19 protein-coding genes and 1 pseudogene are annotated in these 18,538 nt (G+C 45.8%); 19 read left to right on the forward strand and 1 reads right to left on the reverse strand.

All coding sequences use genetic code 11. The annotated features are described in order from the left end of the window. The first annotated feature begins 25 nt into the window (after positions 1-25). The 19 genes and pseudogenes from JCM21738_RS06190 to JCM21738_RS06260 all read left to right on the forward strand — a co-directional run bounded on the left by JCM21738_RS06190 (position 26) and on the right by JCM21738_RS06260 (position 17,744). A complete protein-coding gene (locus JCM21738_RS06190) occupies positions 26-364 on the forward strand; it encodes a hypothetical protein (RefSeq protein WP_035209085.1) in 339 nt (112 codons plus the stop codon). Beyond that, on the forward strand, positions 361-756 hold the full coding sequence (locus tag JCM21738_RS06195) for an ABC transporter permease subunit (RefSeq protein WP_035209087.1): 396 nt from the start codon (positions 361-363) through the stop codon (positions 754-756). Before JCM21738_RS06190 ends, JCM21738_RS06195 begins: the two co-directional genes overlap by 4 nt. A 112-nt stretch (positions 757-868) precedes the next feature. After that, positions 869-1,735, forward strand: a complete 867-nt coding sequence (locus JCM21738_RS06200) for an ABC transporter permease subunit (protein ID WP_052019588.1) — start codon at positions 869-871, stop codon at positions 1,733-1,735. 295 nt (positions 1,736-2,030) lie between these two features. Next, on the forward strand, positions 2,031-3,638 hold the full coding sequence (locus JCM21738_RS06205) for a GAF domain-containing sensor histidine kinase (RefSeq protein WP_243462916.1): 1,608 nt from the start codon (positions 2,031-2,033) through the stop codon (positions 3,636-3,638). Further along, positions 3,548-3,889 (forward strand): ATP-binding protein, encoded by a 342-nt coding sequence (locus tag JCM21738_RS25475; RefSeq protein WP_243462917.1) that lies wholly within the window; start codon positions 3,548-3,550, stop codon positions 3,887-3,889. Before JCM21738_RS06205 ends, JCM21738_RS25475 begins: the two co-directional genes overlap by 91 nt. Next, on the forward strand, positions 3,864-4,520 hold the full coding sequence (locus JCM21738_RS06210) for a response regulator (protein ID WP_023613888.1): 657 nt from the start codon (positions 3,864-3,866) through the stop codon (positions 4,518-4,520). The genes JCM21738_RS25475 and JCM21738_RS06210 overlap by 26 nt, the downstream gene beginning before the upstream one ends. A gap of 338 nt (positions 4,521-4,858) precedes the next feature. Continuing rightward, positions 4,859-5,053 (forward strand): hypothetical protein, encoded by a 195-nt coding sequence (locus JCM21738_RS06215; protein WP_148296068.1) that lies wholly within the window; start codon positions 4,859-4,861, stop codon positions 5,051-5,053. A gap of 460 nt (positions 5,054-5,513) precedes the next feature. Beyond that, positions 5,514-7,970 (forward strand): S8 family serine peptidase, encoded by a 2,457-nt coding sequence (locus tag JCM21738_RS06220; RefSeq protein ID WP_023613891.1) that lies wholly within the window; start codon positions 5,514-5,516, stop codon positions 7,968-7,970. A gap of 160 nt (positions 7,971-8,130) precedes the next feature. Continuing rightward, positions 8,131-8,277, forward strand: coding sequence for a hypothetical protein (locus JCM21738_RS24240; RefSeq protein ID WP_023613892.1), 147 nt, complete (start codon positions 8,131-8,133; stop codon positions 8,275-8,277). Further along, the gene (locus JCM21738_RS24245; protein WP_156315503.1) at positions 8,264-8,416 is read left to right on the forward strand and encodes a hypothetical protein; all 153 of its coding nucleotides are present in this window, start codon (positions 8,264-8,266) and stop codon (positions 8,414-8,416) included. Before JCM21738_RS24240 ends, JCM21738_RS24245 begins: the two co-directional genes overlap by 14 nt. A gap of 127 nt (positions 8,417-8,543) precedes the next feature. After that, on the forward strand, positions 8,544-9,785 hold the full coding sequence (locus JCM21738_RS06225; RefSeq protein WP_023613894.1) for an EAL and HDOD domain-containing protein: 1,242 nt from the start codon (positions 8,544-8,546) through the stop codon (positions 9,783-9,785). A 178-nt stretch (positions 9,786-9,963) separates the two neighbouring features. After that, the gene (locus JCM21738_RS06230) at positions 9,964-10,197 is read left to right on the forward strand and encodes a CsbA family protein (RefSeq protein WP_023613895.1); all 234 of its coding nucleotides are present in this window, start codon (positions 9,964-9,966) and stop codon (positions 10,195-10,197) included. Between the two features lie 340 nt (positions 10,198-10,537). Continuing rightward, a complete protein-coding gene (uvrB, locus tag JCM21738_RS06235) occupies positions 10,538-12,517 on the forward strand; it encodes an excinuclease ABC subunit UvrB (protein ID WP_023613896.1) in 1,980 nt (659 codons plus the stop codon). Between the two features lie 7 nt (positions 12,518-12,524). After that, positions 12,525-15,402, forward strand: a pseudogene (gene uvrA, locus JCM21738_RS06240) (excinuclease ABC subunit UvrA). A gap of 324 nt (positions 15,403-15,726) precedes the next feature. Further along, the gene (locus JCM21738_RS06245) at positions 15,727-16,041 is read left to right on the forward strand and encodes a magnetosome magnetite crystal formation protein family (protein WP_023613898.1); all 315 of its coding nucleotides are present in this window, start codon (positions 15,727-15,729) and stop codon (positions 16,039-16,041) included. A 14-nt stretch (positions 16,042-16,055) separates the two neighbouring features. Next, positions 16,056-16,883 carry a DUF4097 family beta strand repeat-containing protein gene (locus JCM21738_RS06250; RefSeq protein ID WP_369385659.1) on the forward strand — a complete coding sequence of 276 codons (828 nt, stop codon included), beginning with the start codon at positions 16,056-16,058 and terminating at the stop codon, positions 16,881-16,883. 8 nt (positions 16,884-16,891) lie between these two features. Then, entirely contained in the window at positions 16,892-17,146 is a 255-nt protein-coding gene (locus JCM21738_RS27145) for a hypothetical protein (protein WP_369385660.1), read from the forward strand. A gap of 46 nt (positions 17,147-17,192) precedes the next feature. Continuing rightward, positions 17,193-17,384 carry a PspC domain-containing protein gene (locus tag JCM21738_RS06255; protein ID WP_023613900.1) on the forward strand — a complete coding sequence of 64 codons (192 nt, stop codon included), beginning with the start codon at positions 17,193-17,195 and terminating at the stop codon, positions 17,382-17,384. Positions 17,385-17,387: 3 nt separating this feature from the next. Continuing rightward, positions 17,388-17,744 carry a phage holin family protein gene (locus JCM21738_RS06260; protein ID WP_023613901.1) on the forward strand — a complete coding sequence of 119 codons (357 nt, stop codon included), beginning with the start codon at positions 17,388-17,390 and terminating at the stop codon, positions 17,742-17,744. A gap of 35 nt (positions 17,745-17,779) precedes the next feature. Here JCM21738_RS06260 and JCM21738_RS06265 read toward each other — a convergent pair whose 3' ends face one another. After that, a complete protein-coding gene (locus JCM21738_RS06265) occupies positions 17,780-18,499 on the reverse strand; it encodes an N-acetylmuramoyl-L-alanine amidase (RefSeq protein ID WP_321172023.1) in 720 nt (239 codons plus the stop codon). Positions 18,500-18,538 lie beyond the last annotated feature (39 nt).

An 18,538-nucleotide genomic window follows, 5' to 3' on the forward strand; every position in this document is an offset into this window, starting at 1 on the left:
AAGGTAGAGGTTGAGGGGATTCGTTATGGTGGTAAAAAGTGCGATGAGGTTCATAACTGTTATTTTGCAGTACATAGCCGGTGTGCTTCTGTTTATTCTAGTTGGAAGCCTGCCAGTCCTTATGAGGGATTTGAATTTTGACAGTGAGGGTTATTTTCACACAGTCAGGGAATTGACTGTTAAAATTTTCACATTAAGCAATTTGACTTACAATGGCGAGCGTGAGATGCTGCCGGCGGTAATGGAGCGCTTCTTCTATTCGATGAAGACATTGGGCACAGCCTTTTTGGCGGCATTGGCGGTTGCTTCCTGCTTTCTTATTTGCTCGTTCTCTTTTTTGAAAAGAAAAAAGACTATATTTTGAGTTTTATAGAAATCATCCGCTCAGTCCCTGATGTTTTGTGGATGTTCCTGCTTCAGGCAATCGTAATCTGGATCTACAAGGCATTTGGCGTGAAGTTCATCCAGACCGTTTCGCTTGGGAGTGAAAACAGGGCATTCCTGCTGCCGCTCATCAGCCTCAGCCTGCCGATTTTTCTTTTTTTGACACAGGTCATCGTTCTCAAGATTTTTGAAGAATTGGATAAGCAGTACATCACATTCGCTAAGGCAAAAGGATTGTCGTATCTGTATATGCTGAATAGCCACGTCATCCGCAATATCCGGCAGGATTTGCTGGGCCATTTTAAAACGATCATCTGGATGATGCTCTCGACGCTTGTGATGGTCGAGTACATTTTTAACCTGGATGGCTGATGCTGTTCAATATCAAGCATATATCGATCGAGCTGTTCGTGTTCAGCTGCATTCTCTTTTTCACGCCATTTTTCCTGATATATAGACTAATAGATTTTAGAAGGTTATCGATATGACCAGATTATTGAAAACGAAAAAATTCATATTCGGGGCTTCATTCCTGCTTATCCTATTGACGTTGAGCATTTTGAACACTGTTTTCAATGACGGGGAAATCAGGAAGGCACCGCTATTTTATAATGAAGATGGGGCCCTGGAGAAGGCCCCTCCATACCCGCCGTTCGACGTCTTTCTTTTTGGTTCGGATATGTATGGCTATGATATGCTTCATACAGTGATTGAAGGGGCGAAATATTCCATTGGCATCGTCATTGTCGTCGCTTTTTTCAGGATGGCGTTATCCATTCTGCTCAGTTACTTTTTATTCCGTGTTCCAGAACGGATCTTCAATCTGATAAAAGCAATCTCTGAGCCATTATCATTTTTCCCGCAAACGCTGATTTCGTATTTCCTTCTGAGCACGGTCATCATTTATACAATCGATGGCTTCCATCATCCATTTTGGGTCAGGGCGCTGTATGAATTCATCATCTTGATTTTGATCGCGCTGCCGGCTCTGACGGTTCAGCTGATTGAGCAAAAACGCAGGGTGTGGAAGGAAGAGTTCATTGAATCAGCCATCACGCTCGGCGGGAGCAAACGGCATATATACTTCAAACATGTCCTGCCGCAGTTGTACGAGGAATGGATCTTGATGTTCGGCCAGCAGTTCTTGCAGGTGCTGACACTTCTTGTCCATCTTGGCGTCATGATCATCCTGTTTGGCGGAACCATCATCGGGGACGGCGATCCGCCAACTTCGGTGACCCATGAATGGTCCGGCTTGATAGGGGTAAACAAACGCTTTATGCTCGCGCATGAATGGATTGTCTATGTGCCGATCCTGTTCTTTACGCTGACCGCCTTGAGTGTAGCATGATCAATAAGGCTTTGAGTGACTTTTTCAAACAAAAGGAAATGGTCAGAAATAATAGGGGCATATAGGTAGCGATGCGCTATAACACTTTTGTACTATAAAAATACCCCGTTTGATGAATAGTCTGCGCGCAAGAATTTTCCCATAATAGTGTTCAACAAAACTCTTCGTGAGTTTGGCCCATTCATTGGCTAGTGGTATCCCCATTCGGCCAGTGAGTGGGTTTTATTTGTGTTTTGGGGACCTGCGCGATAAAATTAATTAACTGAAAATTCTAAACTCATAGGAGGTGCGTTGTTTGGAAAAGGCACTTTCACAGAGGAGAGAAAAGTCGGCAAAGCTGTTCATGAACTCGGTATCATTGATTGGCTGGCTGCTCATCCTTCTCTCTCTTGTAAAATTGGAACCGCCAGGCGAACCGGTTGTTTTAGCACTTTTATTTTTATTCCTGCTTATCAGCGAGTACTATCCGATGCCGGTTTGGAGAGGGCATACAGCGATTACATTCCCGGTTGTCTACGTGTTATTTTTGCTGTATGGATTTCCGTACACTGCAATCGCCTACGCAGCCGCGGTCCTGATTGTGAACCTCATCCATAGAAGGCCGCTGCGGACGGTACTGTTCAATCCCGCCCAGCTTGTGATCAGTTTTTATGCTGCCGCGATGTTGCTGCCTCTTACGGAACCTCTCTTGGAAAAGCTGGCACTGACACCGATTATAGATGGGATGGTAGGTTATATTTTCCTGCTGGCAGTCTATGTTTTGGTCAACAACGTGATTGTCGACCTCGTTCTCGTTATCAGGCCACAGCATTATTCTTTTAAAATGTGGAAGCAAAAGAGTCTCACGGAACTGAATAGTGCGGGTATTTCGTTGATTTACGGAATCACCCTGTATGTCGTGGGAAGCCAAAATCGCGGTGAAATCGACGTATTTGCTTACTTCTTCTTTTTCTCGCCGCTTGTCGGCATTTCCCTGTTGAGCGCGACGATTGGCAGGCTGAAAAGAGAGAAGAACCGTTTGAAGCTTCTTTTTTCGATCACCTCAGAGTTGAACCAGATGCTTCCTTCACAGGACTGGCTTTCGGCTTTACGAGGGAGCTTTAATGAATTGATTGGCGCTGAGGCCAGTTTATTATGGGTCAAAAAAGATGGCGTATGGGAGCTTAGCTTTAAAGATGGCAGGACAGTATCGAAATGCGAATTGCTGCCAGAAGCATTTGCTGAATTTGATGGAATGCGCCGGCCAGTGGTCTATAATGACCGCAAAAAGGATGGCGGCGTTGCGGCTGCTTGTTTTGAAGAAGACGTGAAGGCGTTCGTCTACTCGCCGCTTGTCATCGAGAACGAAACAATCGGGATGTTCATCATCGCCAGGAGCCGGACGAAAAGCTTTGAGGACCACGATGTCCAATCGATCGCGACGCTTGCCAACCAGCTGGCCGTCATCATCAAGACGAGGATGCTTTTTACCGAAAAAGAAAAGGTGATTGTCCTTGAGGAACGGAACCGGATTGCCCGCGACATTCATGACGGAGTGGCCCAGACGCTTGCAGGAGCAGTGATGAAGCTCGAAACGGCGGGGAAGAAGTTCGATAAAAATCCTGAAGAAACAAGGAAGCTTGTGGACGAAAGTGTCATTGGCCTCAGGGAGAGCTTGAAGGAAGTGCGTGAATCAATCTATGCATTGCGCCCGTATCCGACTCAAAAAGCGACACTGGCTGAAGCAATTTTAAGAAAAATCGAAGCTGTCCAGAGGGAATACCGGCAGGACATTGAATTCGAGATCAGGGGCAGGAGCAGGAGCTCAGCCCGATGGTCGAAAAAGTCCTGTTCGACACATTCCAGGAAAGCCTTCACAACGCCATCAAGCATTCTCAGGCTACGAAGGTTGAAGTTCTCTTAAGCTATCAAACGGAGCATATACTTTTAAAAATCAAGGATGAAGGAAAAGGGTTTTCGCTGTTCCAGGCGATGCTGAAGGCGAGAAACCAGCCGCATTTCGGCATTCTGCAAATGAACGATGCGGCCGAAAAAATTAACGCCTCCCTGCAGATTGACAGCAAGGAAGGTTCAGGAACGGAAGTCAGCATCACCGTTCCTAGAATGGGAATCGAGGGGGAAACGACGAATGATCAGGCTCATGCTAGTGGATGACCATGCCGTGCTCCGCGACGGGCTGCGGAATATCATCTCAGTTGAAGAAGATATCGAAGTCGTCGGCGAAGCTGTATCCGGCGACGACGCACTATTGAAGGTGGAAAGTTGCAAGCCGGACATGATCTTGATGGATATCAACATGCCGATGAAAAATGGGGTTGAAGTCACGGGCATTTTGAAAAAGAAATACCCGCATATCAAAATCCTTGTGCTGACAATGCATAGCCACGAGGAATACTTCATGTCGGCCATCCGTGAAGGAGCGGACGGCTATTTATTGAAGGACGCGCCTTCTGACCAGGTCGTCGAGGCAATACGCACCGTCGCCCGCGGCGAGTCGGTCATCCATCCATCAATGACAAGGAAACTGCTCGCCTTCCACCAGCAAAAAGAAACAAAGCAGGAAGACACAACGCTGACCGAGCGTGAAAAGGAAGTACTGCTCTGCCTCGTCGAAGGGCTGAGCAATAAAGAAATCGCCGACCGCCTTTTCATCAGCGATAAAACTGTCAAAATCCATGTCAGCAAGATTTTCAAAAAGCTGAACGTCAAAAGCCGCTCCCAGGTCGTCATACACGCCGTCCAGCACCAGCTAGTGCCGATCCCGCCGACATCGAGCGGGGCATAATGAGAGTCCTCATGACGAGGGCTCTTTTTCTTTTAATAGGAAATTATAAAATATTTTCAATGTGGATAACTATCCAGGTTTTCTTAATCCAGCTCCAGCGCCCAGCCCCTCGAGTCGCTTCGGTCCGCCCAATGAAGTCAAAGAACGACTTCACTGGTCGGCCCTCCAGCGCTTGTCGGGGCTGAACGAGGCGCTTGCGCTTTTTGTTCTTTGGATACTACTTTAGTAGTACCAAAGATTAGTACAGAGGATATTATTTTTTAAATAAAATGCAGAATGGTTTTCATGTAAATATTGCGGGAATATTAAGAAAAATAGCTAAGGAGCTGAAAAATAGAATGAAGTTTAAAGCTGCATTTTTATCATTTATTCTTATGGCCGCGACGGAAAATGTACTGGGATCGACTAACCTAAATACGATTGATGCTACCTTGCTGCCAGTAACTTATATTGAAAATGTTCCGAACACAGATTCAAGCTCTGGCCATGGTACACATGTAGCTTGGATTGTTGGCTGCAATGCTGAATCCTGACTGGTAAAACTTCTTTTAGTACTGGAAAAAATCATTGAAAATTTCCAAGTCGCCAATAAAAATAGATTTTCGCGAATAAACTGCTCAATATCGCCAATAAAATTTATTTTTCGCCAATATATCATTATTTTCGCCAATAAAATTGTGAAAACCGCCAATAAAATTGTGAAAACCGCCAATAAAATTGTGAAAACCGCCAATAAAATTTGAAAGAGCAAAATAACATCACTGTGAGTTCGGAAAATACTACAATTCAACTACACCGACACAATTATGAAGCATTTTGGAAAATCCTAATCGAAAAAACATCAGCACTACTCCATCTATAACTTTTGTACGATGCCAGAATAGACATTCCGGAATTTGATTTTATAACCTTTGAAGAATAGTTTTACAGCTGGGATTTCATGATAATTAAGTTAGGAATATTCAAAATTTTATAGAATGAGAGGAGAATATCATGAAACGTTTTATCTATCTGCTGTTAGCCTTGTTGCTCATTTTCCCGGTATTTGCTGTGCCCCAGGGGAAGGCAAGCAGCCTGGCGGTTATTGATCCGCTGGTCAGCAAGGCATTGGACACTGCCAGCTCGCTCCAGGTCATCGTCACTTTTAAAGGGGACGGAGCTCCGACAACCTCCCAGTTGGCGCTGTTAGATACGCTCGGCATCGAAACGGGGATCAGCATGAAATCCCTGCCGATAGCAGGAGTCATTGCGACAAAGGCGCAAATCGAAAAGCTAGCGGCAAATCCAGAAGTACAATCAATTTATATGAACAAGAAACTTACTTACTTTAACGCGGATGCCACCGCAATCACTGGTGTCGATAAAGCGAGGACGGACGACAGCTTCCGCAAAGCGAACGGCGGCTTGCCTGTTTCCGGAAAAGGAATCGGTGTCGTCGTGAACGACAGCGGTGTTGACGGAACAAATAAAGATCATGAACTTGGCAAAAACCTTGTCCAGAATGTCATGGGGTCCACCAATCTGAATGCACTTGCACCAGGATTGCTTCCAGTGACATATCAGGAAAACGTACCAAACACAGACACTAACTCTGGACATGGTACACATGTAGCCGGCACGGTCGGCGGAACTGGAGCGATGTCTGGCGGAAAATATGAAGGAGCTGCACCGGGTGCGGACTTGATCGGCTACGGTTCAGGAGCGGCGTTATTTGTTCTTGATGGCATTGGCGGCTTCGACTACGCAATTACTCATCAGTCACAGTACAATATCCGCGTCATCACAAATTCATGGGGTTCATCTGGAGACTTCGAGCCCAACGATCCAATCAATATTGCCAGCAAAAAAGCGCACGACCGCGGAATTACGGTTCTTTTTGCAGCAGGTAATGAAGGCCCCGGCGAAAACACGCATAACCCATATGCAAAAGCTCCATGGGTCATTTCAGTCGCTGCAGGAGTCAAAGATGGAACGCTGGCTGATTTCTCATCTAGAGGCACAAAAGGTGTAGGCGGAACTTTTACAATGGACGGAAAGGAGTGGACTTGGAAGGATGAACCGACCGTGACGGCTCCTGGTGTGGACATCGTTTCAACTCGTGTCATTGCGCCAGTTTCAAGCCTGTCTGCCGACCAGGATGCACAAACAATTGAAACGGCGTACCTGCCTTACTACACAACAATGAGCGGTACATCGATGGCAACTCCGCATGTTGCCGGTATTGTTGCGTTAATGCTCGAGGCAAATCCATTATTATCGCCTGCTGAAGTCAAGCAAATCTTAGAGCAGACTGCTACGAATATGCCAGGCTATGAAATGTGGGAAGTTGGCGCAGGCTATGTGAATGCCTATGCTGCAATTGATAAAGCATTCAATGATATTGCTTATGGCACGACGTTAAATTCAACCCAGACATTCTATAGCAATGTTGAATCTTCAACAGAACGCAAGGAGTTTTCGGTTGATTATAACCCGCTGACATTTATTTCTGACAATCAATATGAATTCACAGTTGAAGAAGGCATGTCCAGCATTGTGGCAAAAGTAGACGGAGCGGGTCTCATGGAAGAAACGGGCAATCCGATCAACCTTGTGCTGATTGCTCCGGATGGCACAGAATACAGCTCGGGTGTCAGCCTGCTGTTCCCGCTCTACTATGACCGCACAGTGTCGGTGACTTCTCCGGCACCTGGAGCATGGAAGGCAGAAATCCGCGGTCTTCGCGGCGCTGATGCCAATCCACTTGGCATCGCCCTGCCTGAAACGGTAAAAGGTGAAATGGCCTTCACGAAGGTCAGCGGTTTCTCCGGATTGAACGATATTGCCGGCCACCCGGCAGCAGATGCGATTAAAATGGGCGTAAGTGAACGATTGTTCGACGGCTTCTCGAATGGAGCCTTCAAACCTGATGCATTTTTAACAAGAGCAGAACTCGCAAAATACCTGGTGATGGGTGCTGAGATTAAGCAGTCATTGCCGACAGCGGCGAGCTTTTCAGATGTATCCAGCACAGACCTTCCATTCGTCGAAGCCGCAACAGCAAAAGGTGCTTCCTTCCGCGATCAACAGCACATCCAAAAGGGTGTCATCTTGCCGAGAGCAAACGGGAAATATGCACCAAAGGATGGCGTAACCCGCGCTGAGTTGGCATACTCGCTGGTTCAATCATTAGGTCTGCAAAAAGAAGCAGAGGAATTCGATGGAAACCTTACCGTTCAATATAATAACGAAAGAGTTGCAATCTCAGACGCATCAGAAATTCCTGATCATCTGAAAGGCTATGTCCAGGTGGCTCTTGACCTGAATATCCTCAATGCAAAATTCGCTATAACACAGGGACCGTATGACTTGAAGCCAAAGGTAACAGCAAGCTTCAACCCAACTGCAAAAAATACACGCGGCGACTTTGCGGTTGCAATGACCCGCTACTATAATGCTTTTCTAAAATAAGGTAAAATAGAACAGGCCGAAATGGTCTGTTCTTTTTTGGCAACAGATTAAAAATTAGTTTCAGTCCGGACACTATCAAGCCTGATTCCCGGATCTTTCAGAAGGGATAGAGTCTCTTGCGGAATCAGCCACTGGCAGTATATTTGCAGGTGAAAATGATGTGACAGCATCCAAAAGGGCCGGAATGATTGGGATTTGGAAGTGCGATGGCTATTGGCACGGAGTTGAGGCGGATTTTAGCATCGAGGAGTTGGAAGAATTGTTAGGTATTATTCAAACAGGAGCTGAAATGCATGACAGATTTTAATGTTTTATATAATCCCCCGAGACCTCAGATTATATCAATCTTCGGAAAAACGCTGTCAGAAATCTCTGATATGCTTGGGCGGACAAGAGAGTCCATCCGCAAAAAAATCAAACGCCTGACTGATAATAATATCTTCTGAGTTTGTGTAAAAAATGGTAATCAACAATTAATCTTGTAATACTTGTAAAATAATAGTATATTTTTCCTACAATAGTATTGTTTAATATTTACAGAAATGTCGTCACACGTCCTCAGGAGGAGTCTTTATGGATATTTATGTTGCCAGGCAGCCTATATTTGATATAAATGAAAAGACAGTTGCTTATGAATTGTTATACAGGAACAGCTCGGTCAATAACTATCAGCACACTGATGGGGACCAGGCTACAACAGATGTAATCGTAAATAGTTTCTTGAATATTGGAATCAAGGAATTATCGAACGGCAAGCCTTGTTTTATTAATTTTACTGATAAACTATTAAAACTAGGTGTACCTTCCTATTTCAATCCTTTATCCATCGTTGTCGAGATACTGGAAACAGTGGAACTTAATGAAGACATCCTAACGATTTGTAAAGATTTGAAGAAACATGGATACACGATTGCGCTCGATGATTTCTTTGTTACGCAGTGGAACGAATTGACTGTTAAGATTTTAGAATATGTAGATATTATCAAGATAGATTTCCGGATGATGAGCCGGAGTGACAGGCAGGAAATGATTCGTTTTATTAAGGAACGGAACATTCAGTTTCTTGCTGAAAAAGTCGAAACGATCGAAGAGTACATAGAGGCAAAAGAAGATGGATTTGTTTATTTCCAGGGTTTTTATTTCAGCAAACCTGTGATCCTGAACAGCTATGATATCCCATCCTACTATCATTCGTATTTTCAGATTTTAAAAGAAATAGAGAGTCCTGATCCCGATATCGAAAAGATTAAGGATGTTATCGAAAAGGATATTTCTCTTTCCTATAAACTTCTGAGGCTGATCAATAACCCGGTTTTCAGGCCAAGGAATGAGGTTTCTTCCATAAAACAAGCCATCATTTTATTAGGGCTCAATGAAATCAAAAAATGGATTTATGTTTTGGCGATCAGGGGAGCAGACAAAGGTTCTGGCGGTACTAAGGAACGTGAAATCATCGAGTTGTCGTTAAAGCGCGGGAAACTAGGCGAATTGATCGGCAGGAAGGTCGGAAGAGAAGTGCTGGCGTCAAAATACTTCCTGCTCGGAATGTTCTCCTTGATGGATTCCTTGTTGCACCATACGATGGAGGAGCTGCTCGAAGACCTGCCGTTAAGCAATGAGCTGAAAGCTGCCTTATCAGGTGAAAAGAACGACGAATACGTCATGCTCCAATTTTTAAAAGACATCGAACACGCCTTTCACGAAGATGTTGAGCTGACCTTCAATCCAACCAATATGCCTATCGAAGAGCTTTTTAGGCTCTATGGCGAGGCGAGTGACTGGGCTACCAAGGTTTTAAGTGAAGTGAATATCTAACGAAGATGAGCATGCATCCGCATGCTTTTTCTTTTATGCTGTAAATAAAAGCAGGGGTCAATGCGAAAACAAACTTCTTTTGCGAGGAAGATTCTTGTAACCAGCCTCTAAAAAAAGTTATATTTTAAAAAGATGATTCTAAATTTTCGCTATTTCTCTGAATGAGGTGTTTAATCAATTGGTGCTGAAATACTTGTTCGCACTGTTCCTGCCTGGTTTCATGGTCGTGTTTTTCACCAGGGTTGCCTATAACCACATCCTTGCGCTCGTATTGACGGTCGCATTGATTGCGGCTTCTGTTTATAAAGGATACACAGATTCCTTCCTGCTGATTGTCGTCGATGCCTTTTCATTGACGGTCGGTTTCTATTTTGCGAACCGGATGATGAAGCGCAACAAGAAGCAGTCATAATTTCAAAAGTAAGCCTGTCGGATTGTGTCCGGCGGGTTTTTCTTATTGTAAAAGGAATAAACCCACTTCAATCAAACGTTTGATTAACGAGGATTCGACAACCTGAAGCAACCCCTTATAAAACTAAGTTGCTAATTCGAATGTTTGTTCGCTTTTTGTTGGTTTGTTTTCCTTTCTTTGTGGTAGAATGAGGATATGACTTTTTGACAACTATGTAAGACATATATATAGGAAAGCTCTTTTCAAAATAGTTCCTGAATCAATGAATGCATTCAGGCTGTGAATGGAACTAAGTTCATGTAAAAGAGCCTGGAAATTTAAAATTACAGGAGGCTTTTCTGTGAAGGACCAATTTGAATTAGTCTCGAAGTATTCTCCGCAGGGAGACCAGCCTGCGGCAATTAAAGAGCTGGTACAAGGAATCCGCGATAACAAGAAGCATCAGACGCTCCTTGGCGCGACAGGAACTGGGAAGACGTTCACGATTTCCAATGTGATCAAGGAAGTGAACAAGCCGACGCTTGTCATCGCCCATAATAAAACCCTTGCCGGCCAGCTGTACAGCGAGTTCAAGGAATTTTTCCCGAACAACGCGGTTGAGTATTTCGTCAGTTACTATGATTACTATCAGCCAGAGGCTTATGTGCCGCAGACGGATACATTCATTGAGAAGGACGCGAGCATCAATGATGAGATTGACAAGCTGCGCCACTCAGCTACATCGTCGCTATTTGAGCGCAAAGATGTCATCATCATTGCCAGCGTTTCCTGCATCTACGGCCTCGGTAATCCGGATGAATACCGCGACATGGTCGTGTCACTCCGGACCGGCATGGAAATTGAGCGCAATAAGCTACTTCACAAGCTGGTTGACGTCCAGTATGAACGAAATGATATCGACTTCAAGCGCGGGACATTCCGTGTTCGCGGTGATGTTGTCGAAATTTTTCCTGTATCCCGTGATGAACACTGTATGAGGATAGAGTTTTTCGGTGACGAGATTGACCGGATCCGAGAGGTTGATGCGCTGACTGGCGAGATCATCGGCGAACGTGACCATGTTGCGATTTTCCCGGCATCCCACTTCGTAACACGCGAGGAAAAACTGCGAATCGCAATCGAGAATATCGAAAAAGAGCTGGAGGAGCGACTGGAAGTGCTTCGCGCCGAGGAAAAGCTTCTTGAGGCACAAAGGCTTGAACAGCGCACTAGGTATGACCTTGAAATGATGCGTGAGATGGGCTTTTGCTCCGGCATCGAAAACTATTCACGCCATCTGACCTTAAGGCCTGCAGGTGCGACTCCATATACTTTGCTAGATTACTTCCCGGATGACTTTATGATCGTTGTTGATGAGTCGCATGTTACATTGCCGCAAATAAGGGGAATGTTTAATGGTGACCAGGCACGTAAACAGGTGCTGGTTGACCACGGCTTCCGCCTGCCGTCAGCTATGGATAACCGACCGCTGACATTTGCTGAATTTGAAAACCATATCAAACAGGCCGTTTTCGTATCGGCGACTCCAGGGCCATACGAGCTGGAGCATACACCAGAAATGGTACAGCAGATCATCCGCCCGACAGGATTGCTTGACCCGACGATTGATGTAAGGCCAATCGAGGGCCAGATAGACGACCTGATCGGGGAAATCCAGGAGCGGACGAAGCGGAATGAACGTGTGCTTGTAACGACACTGACTAAAAAGATGTCCGAGGATTTGACGGATTACCTGAAGGAAATCGGTATTAAGGTCCAATACCTGCACTCAGAGATCAAGACGCTGGAGCGGATAGAAATCATCCGCGAGCTGCGCCTTGGAAAATACGATGTCCTCATCGGGATCAATCTCTTGAGGGAAGGCCTGGATATTCCCGAGGTTTCACTGGTTACGATTCTTGATGCGGATAAGGAAGGCTTCCTTCGTTCGGAAAGATCCCTGATCCAGACTATCGGGCGCGCGGCGAGAAATGCGAGCGGACATGTCATCATGTATGCAGACAGAATGACCGATTCGATGGAAAAAGCGATCAGTGAAACGCAGCGCCGCCGTGAAACCCAGATAGAATACAACGAAAAGCATGGCATCACGCCGCAAACGATCCAGAAGGATATCCGGGACGTGATCCGCGCGACGATTGCTGCCGAGGAGCAGGAAGACTACAGCCCGGCAGAAGGTTTGAAGAAATTGACGAAGAAAGATCGCGAACAAGTGATTTTAAATATGGAAAAAGAGATGAAGGAAGCGGCGAAGGCTCTCAATTTCGAACGTGCAGCCGAGCTGCGTGACCTCATTCTTGAGTTAAAAGCGGAAGGATGACGAAAACATGGCTATGGATAAACTGATTGTCAAAGGCGCCAGGGCCCATAATTTGAAAAATATAGATGTCACCATTCCGAGAGACAAGCTTGTTGTGCTGACAGGGCTTTCTGGTTCAGGGAAGTCCTCGCTGGCGTTTGATACCATCTACGCTGAAGGGCAGCGCCGTTATGTAGAATCATTGTCTGCTTACGCTCGCCAGTTCCTTGGCAGATGGACAAGCCGGATGTCGATTCGATCGAGGGGTTGTCCCCGGCCATTTCGATCGACCAGAAAACGACGAGCCGTAATCCCCGTTCAACTGTCGGAACGGTGACAGAGATTTATGATTATTTGCGTTTGCTATTCGCCAGGGTGGGGCGTCCAACCTGCCCGGTGCATAATATAGAGATTTCATCACAGACAATCGAGCAAATGGTCGACCGTGTGCTCGAATATCCCGAAAGGACAAAGCTGCAAATCCTTGCTCCGCTTGTTTCCGGAAGGAAGGGAACGCACGCCAAGGTTCTTGAAGATGTGAAAAAACAAGGCTATGTCCGTGTCCGTATTGACGGTGAGATGCATGACCTCGGAGACGAAATCGAGCTGGAGAAAAACAAAAAGCATTCGGTTGAAGTTGTCATCGACCGGATTGTCGTCAAGGAAGGAATTGCTGCTCGCCTGGCGGACTCGTTGGAAGCCGCGCTCAAATTAGGTGAAGGCAATGTGCTGATTGATGTGATCGGTGAAGAAGAATTGATGTTCAGCGAAAACCATGCCTGCCCGATTTGCGGCTTCTCGATCGGCGAGCTTGAACCCCGGATGTTCTCGTTCAACAGCCCGTTTGGCGCCTGCCTGAATGTGACGGTCTCGGTGCGAAGCTGGAGGTTGACGTTGATTTAGTCGTCCCGAACAAGGAGCTCTCATTAAAACAGCATGCAATCGCTCCATGGGAACCGACAAGCTCTCAGTACTATCCGCAGCTGCTAGAAGCGATCTGCAATCATTATGGAATCGATATGGATGTACCGGTGAAAGACCTTCCTGACCACGAGATGGACAAGATTCTATACGGCTCAGAAAAAGACCGGATATATTTCCGCTATGAAAATGACTGGGGCCAGGTCCGTGAAAACTATATTGTTTTCGAGGGTGTCCTGAAAAATGTCGAGCGGCGTTATAAGGAAACCGGTTCTGACTATATCCGGGAACAGATGGAAAAGTACATGGGTGAGCACGCCTGCCCGACTTGTAAAGGATACAGGCTGAAGCGTGAAACCCTTGCTGTCCTTGTGGACGGACGCCATATAGGCGAAATCACAGAATTGTCTGTTGAGGATGCGCAGCGATTTTTCCAGGGCCTTGAGCTAACGGAAAAAGAAATGAAGATTGCTAATATGATTTTCCGGGAGATTACGGAACGCCTTGGCTTCCTGATCAATGTCGGATTGGATTACCTGACGATGAGCCGCGCTGCTGGAACACTTTCCGGTGGGGAGGCCCAGCGAATCAGGCTCGCAACCCAGATTGGCTCACGCCTCACTGGTGTCCTGTATATCCTTGATGAGCCATCCATTGGTCTGCATCAACGCGACAATGACAGGCTGATTGATACGCTGAAAAACATGCGTGACATTGGCAATACGCTGATTGTCGTCGAGCATGATGAAGATACGATGCTCGCGGCGGACCACCTGATTGATATTGGTCCTGGAGCGGGTGTCCATGGCGGTGAAATCATCTCCCAGGGAACTCCAGCAGAGGTGATGGAAGATTCGAATTCGTTGACAGGCCAGTACTTGTCCGGTAAAAAGTTCATACCGCTGCCGATCGAGCGCAGAAAGCCGGATGGCCGTTTTATCGAAATCAAAGGTGCCAAGGAAAATAACCTTAAAAATGTCAATGTGAAGTTCCCGCTTGGAATCTTCATGGCTGTGACGGGCGTTTCCGGTTCCGGTAAAAGTACACTGATCAATGAAATCCTGCACAAATCGCTCGCGATGAAGATTCACCGGGCAAAAAGCAAGCCAGGGGAATTCAGGGAGATCAAGGGTGTCGACCACCTCGATAAGGTCATCGATATCGACCAGTCGCCAATCGGCCGCACACCGAGATCCAACCCAGCTACCTATACTGGCGTGTTTGATGATATTCGCGATGTTTTCGCATCAACCAACGAAGCAAAGGTCCGCGGCTACAAAAAGGGACGATTCAGCTTCAACGTTAAAGGTGGACGCTGTGAAGCATGCCGTGGTGATGGAATCATCAAGATTGAGATGCACTTCCTGCCGGATGTGTACGTTCCGTGTGAAGTGTGCCACGGCAAACGCTACAACCGCGAGACTTTGGAAGTAAAGTACAAAGGCAAAAACATTTCCGATATCCTTGATATGACAGTTGAGGCAGCGGTTGAATTCTTTGCTAATATCCCGAAGATCGCCCGCAAGCTGCAGACGATATACGATGTCGGGCTTGGCTATATCACACTCGGCCAGCCAGCGACAACCCTTTCCGGAGGGGAAGCGCAGCGCGTCAAGCTGGCTTCCGAGCTGCATCGCCGCTCAACCGGCCGGTCCCTGTATATTTTGGACGAGCCAACAACAGGCTTGCATGTCGATGACATTGCCCGCCTGCTGACAGTCCTGCAGCGTCTTGTTGAAAATGGCGACACCGTACTCGTAATTGAGCATAATCTCGATGTCATCAAAGCCGCCGACTACATCGTCGACCTCGGACCTGAAGGCGGAGACCGCGGCGGCACAATCGTAGCCACGGGAACACCAGAAAAAATTGCCGAAGTCGAGGAGTCATACACAGGCAAGTACCTGAAGCCGATTTTGGAACGCGACAGACTACGGATGAAAGAACAAATAGAAGAAAAAGAAAAAAGCACAAGCAATGCATAACCCTTCCCATCAAGAAGGGTTTTTCTTCTTGTAGAGCGTTTCTGGTTTCCAATATTAGTTAACGGTGCAATTATTATGACTTTCCGTGCAATTATGGTCAACAACAGTGCAATTAACACCAATCTCTGAGCAAATGAAGCCAGACCTTAATTTACTCTGCTGCTAAAACCGAAGGAAATCCCCCATATCCCTCCTTCACATAACTTTCACCAGCCTGAACTGTTTTTTTACAAGGGGTTACATCTCGATTTGTCGAACTATTTTCATAAAGAAATGAAACTTCACTGGTTCCTGATCGTATTAATTTCTAAGGAGATGAAGAGGATGGATACGAAAAGGATTCTGTCTGCTTTGTGTTATTTCAGTATTATGTTTGCCGGAATTTTGTTTCCTCTTGTTGCTTATTTTGCATCAGAGGATGAGGATGTAAAGGTTCATGCCAAGAAGGCGCTGCTGTCGCACCTTATTCCGCTGATCCCTCTGCCGCTAATTTTAATTGCTGTTTTCATCGATATGAGCGGAGGATCGGGAGACTTCCCGGTGCTTATGTTTAGCAGCGCTATATTGATGGTTATATTGAGTTTCATCGTACTAATTTGGAACCTGGTTAAAGGAATAAAAGTACTTAATATAAAATGAGGGGGACGAACCATATGAAGGAAGAACGGAAACGGATACTCAAGCTTGTTGAGGAAGGAAAAATGACGGTTGATGAAGCTTTGTTCTTAATCGAGAAGCTGGAACAGGGAAAAACGCAGCGGCAGGCAAACACTGCGTATCTGACAACGGATGTAAAGTTTGAAGAAGCGAAGAAAGAAGAGTTCAAAAAGGAAGATTTCAATACTTATAAATTTAACTCTATGAAAGACAAGGTGCTGGATTTTGTCGATTCAGCATTCAAGAAAATAAAAGATTTCGATTTGGATCTTAATTTTGGCCAGTCCGTGGATATCTCTCATATTTTCCAGCGGGGCGATGCTTATCTGAACCATGTCGATATTGATATGGCGAATGGATCGGTAAAAGTCGTGCCGTGGGAGCAAAAGGATGTCCGTATCGAGTGCAGCGCGAAAGTGTATCGTGTCGAAAATCAGGATGAAGCGCGCAAGAAGTTTTTGGAGGATGCCATTTTCACAATTGAAAATCAGAAGCTCCGGTTTTCTGTCCAGCAGAAGTGGATGAAGGTTGATGCAGTCATCCATATTCCAAAAGAAGAATATGAAAATGTTCGGATCCGTTTGTTTAATGGATCGATTGAAGGTGAAAACTTAACAGTGAAGGATTGCCGGGCAAAGACAGCAAACGGGAAAGTTTTGCTTGGAAATCTCGAGTGCGGAAAGCTGGAAACTGAAACAGCTAATGGAACAATCAACATCTCCAGAAGCGCAATCAAGGACCTTGAGGCTGAAACAATCAATGGAGCAATCAAGCTGATGGCTCTTTTGACAATGTCGACCTTCAATCTTTCAACGGAAACGTGACTTGCACAGTGAATAATAATGATTGCGAAAGTGTGGAAGTGAAGGCGACTACTGGAAGCATCGAAGTCTTCCTTCCGGAGAAGACGCCAGCGAGCGGTGAGCTGAAATCGAACCTTGGCGGCTTTACGATTGAACTCGACGGCATCCAGGTTGTTGAGGAGAAGAGCGACATGGTTCAAAAAAATCTTCGCTTCAACCAGCTGATTCAGGTCAAAAAGCTGTCAGACTCCATGCGGATACCAAAACCGGCTCAATCACCGTGAAAAAATTAATCCAATAGTATTGTGGAAACAGGAAGGGTGATATGAAATGAAATTAACCCGCTCACGTAAAAATCGAATGCTGGCAGGTGTGATCGGAGGCATGGCTGAATCCTTTGGGATGAGTGCGGCACTGTTACGTATATTGTTTGTAATCTTGACGTTCAGCACTGCCTTCTTTCCAATGGCTATGATTTACCTTGTGCTTGTTTTTGTGCTGCCGAACAGGGAAGGGTATTAAAAAATGAGATGGTTGTTAGGAATTGTTATTAATGCCGTTCTATTCATGGCTCTTGCTGGTTACTTCGAGAATGAGATTTATCTATCCGGTTTCGGCGCTGCTCTAGGAGCAAGTTTCATTCTATCGATATTGAATGTTCTCGTTAAACCAATCTTGATTTTGCTGACGCTGCCTGTAACGGTGCTCAGCCTGGGGCTATTCTTGTTTGTCATCAATGCAATCACACTTATGCTGACGGATAGTTTGATGGGGAGCTCATTTGAGATATCCAGTTTTGGCATGGCGCTGCTTACGGCGATTATCATGTCAGTCGCAAACCTGATCATCCAGAACACATTTTTACGAGAATCAAAAGACTAGGAAAATGGCCGGCACATATATGTGTCGGCCATTTTCTATTCTTGATCAATATAAACATCAAAGCCGGCTTTCCTTAAACGTTCGGCAAGTTCCTTGGCGTTTTCCTCGTTTTCGAATGCTCCTGCCTGGACCTTATATAGTCCGTCTTTCTTTGCTGCCGCAGGAGATTTGGCTGGTGGCGGAGCAGGTGCTGGTGCAGGAGCGGCATTTGCCTTTCTCTGCAGGTTGAACTGTTCTGCCAATGCTTTAACAATGCCTTCTGCAATCGTTCTGCGGTATGTTTCAGAACGCAGCAGCTTAATTTCATTGCGGTTAGTCATGAATCCACATTCCACTAGAACGGCATCCATTTTCGTTTCCCTCAGGACATGGAAATCGGCTGTTTTTACGTCGCGGTTATCGAGGCCCGTCGAGATGACAAGATTGCGCTGGATTTTTTGGGCCAACTGATAAGCTACAGGCGGCCTGGTTGGATAGACAAATGTTTCAATACCGCCGACATTGTTCCAGCCGCCGCCAAAGGCATTGGCATGGATCGAAACAAATATATCTACATTCAGGCTGTTTGCCTTATCTGTCCTGGCCTTCAATGACACATCTCGCTGATCGGAATGAGAGAAAGACACTGTGACATTTTTATAGTTTGCCAGCAGCTGTCTGGCATAATTCGCCACAGCCCTGTTAAACTCATATTCTCTCATACCATCGGGACTTCGCTTACCCGGGGTGTTGTAGCCATGCCCAGCATCTAGCATGATCTTCACTATATTCACACCTTCCGAAAGAAGTTTTCC

It is taken from the genome of Mesobacillus boroniphilus JCM 21738, assembly GCF_000517385.1.
GTDB lineage: Bacteria > Bacillota > Bacilli > Bacillales > Cytobacillaceae > Mesobacillus > Mesobacillus boroniphilus.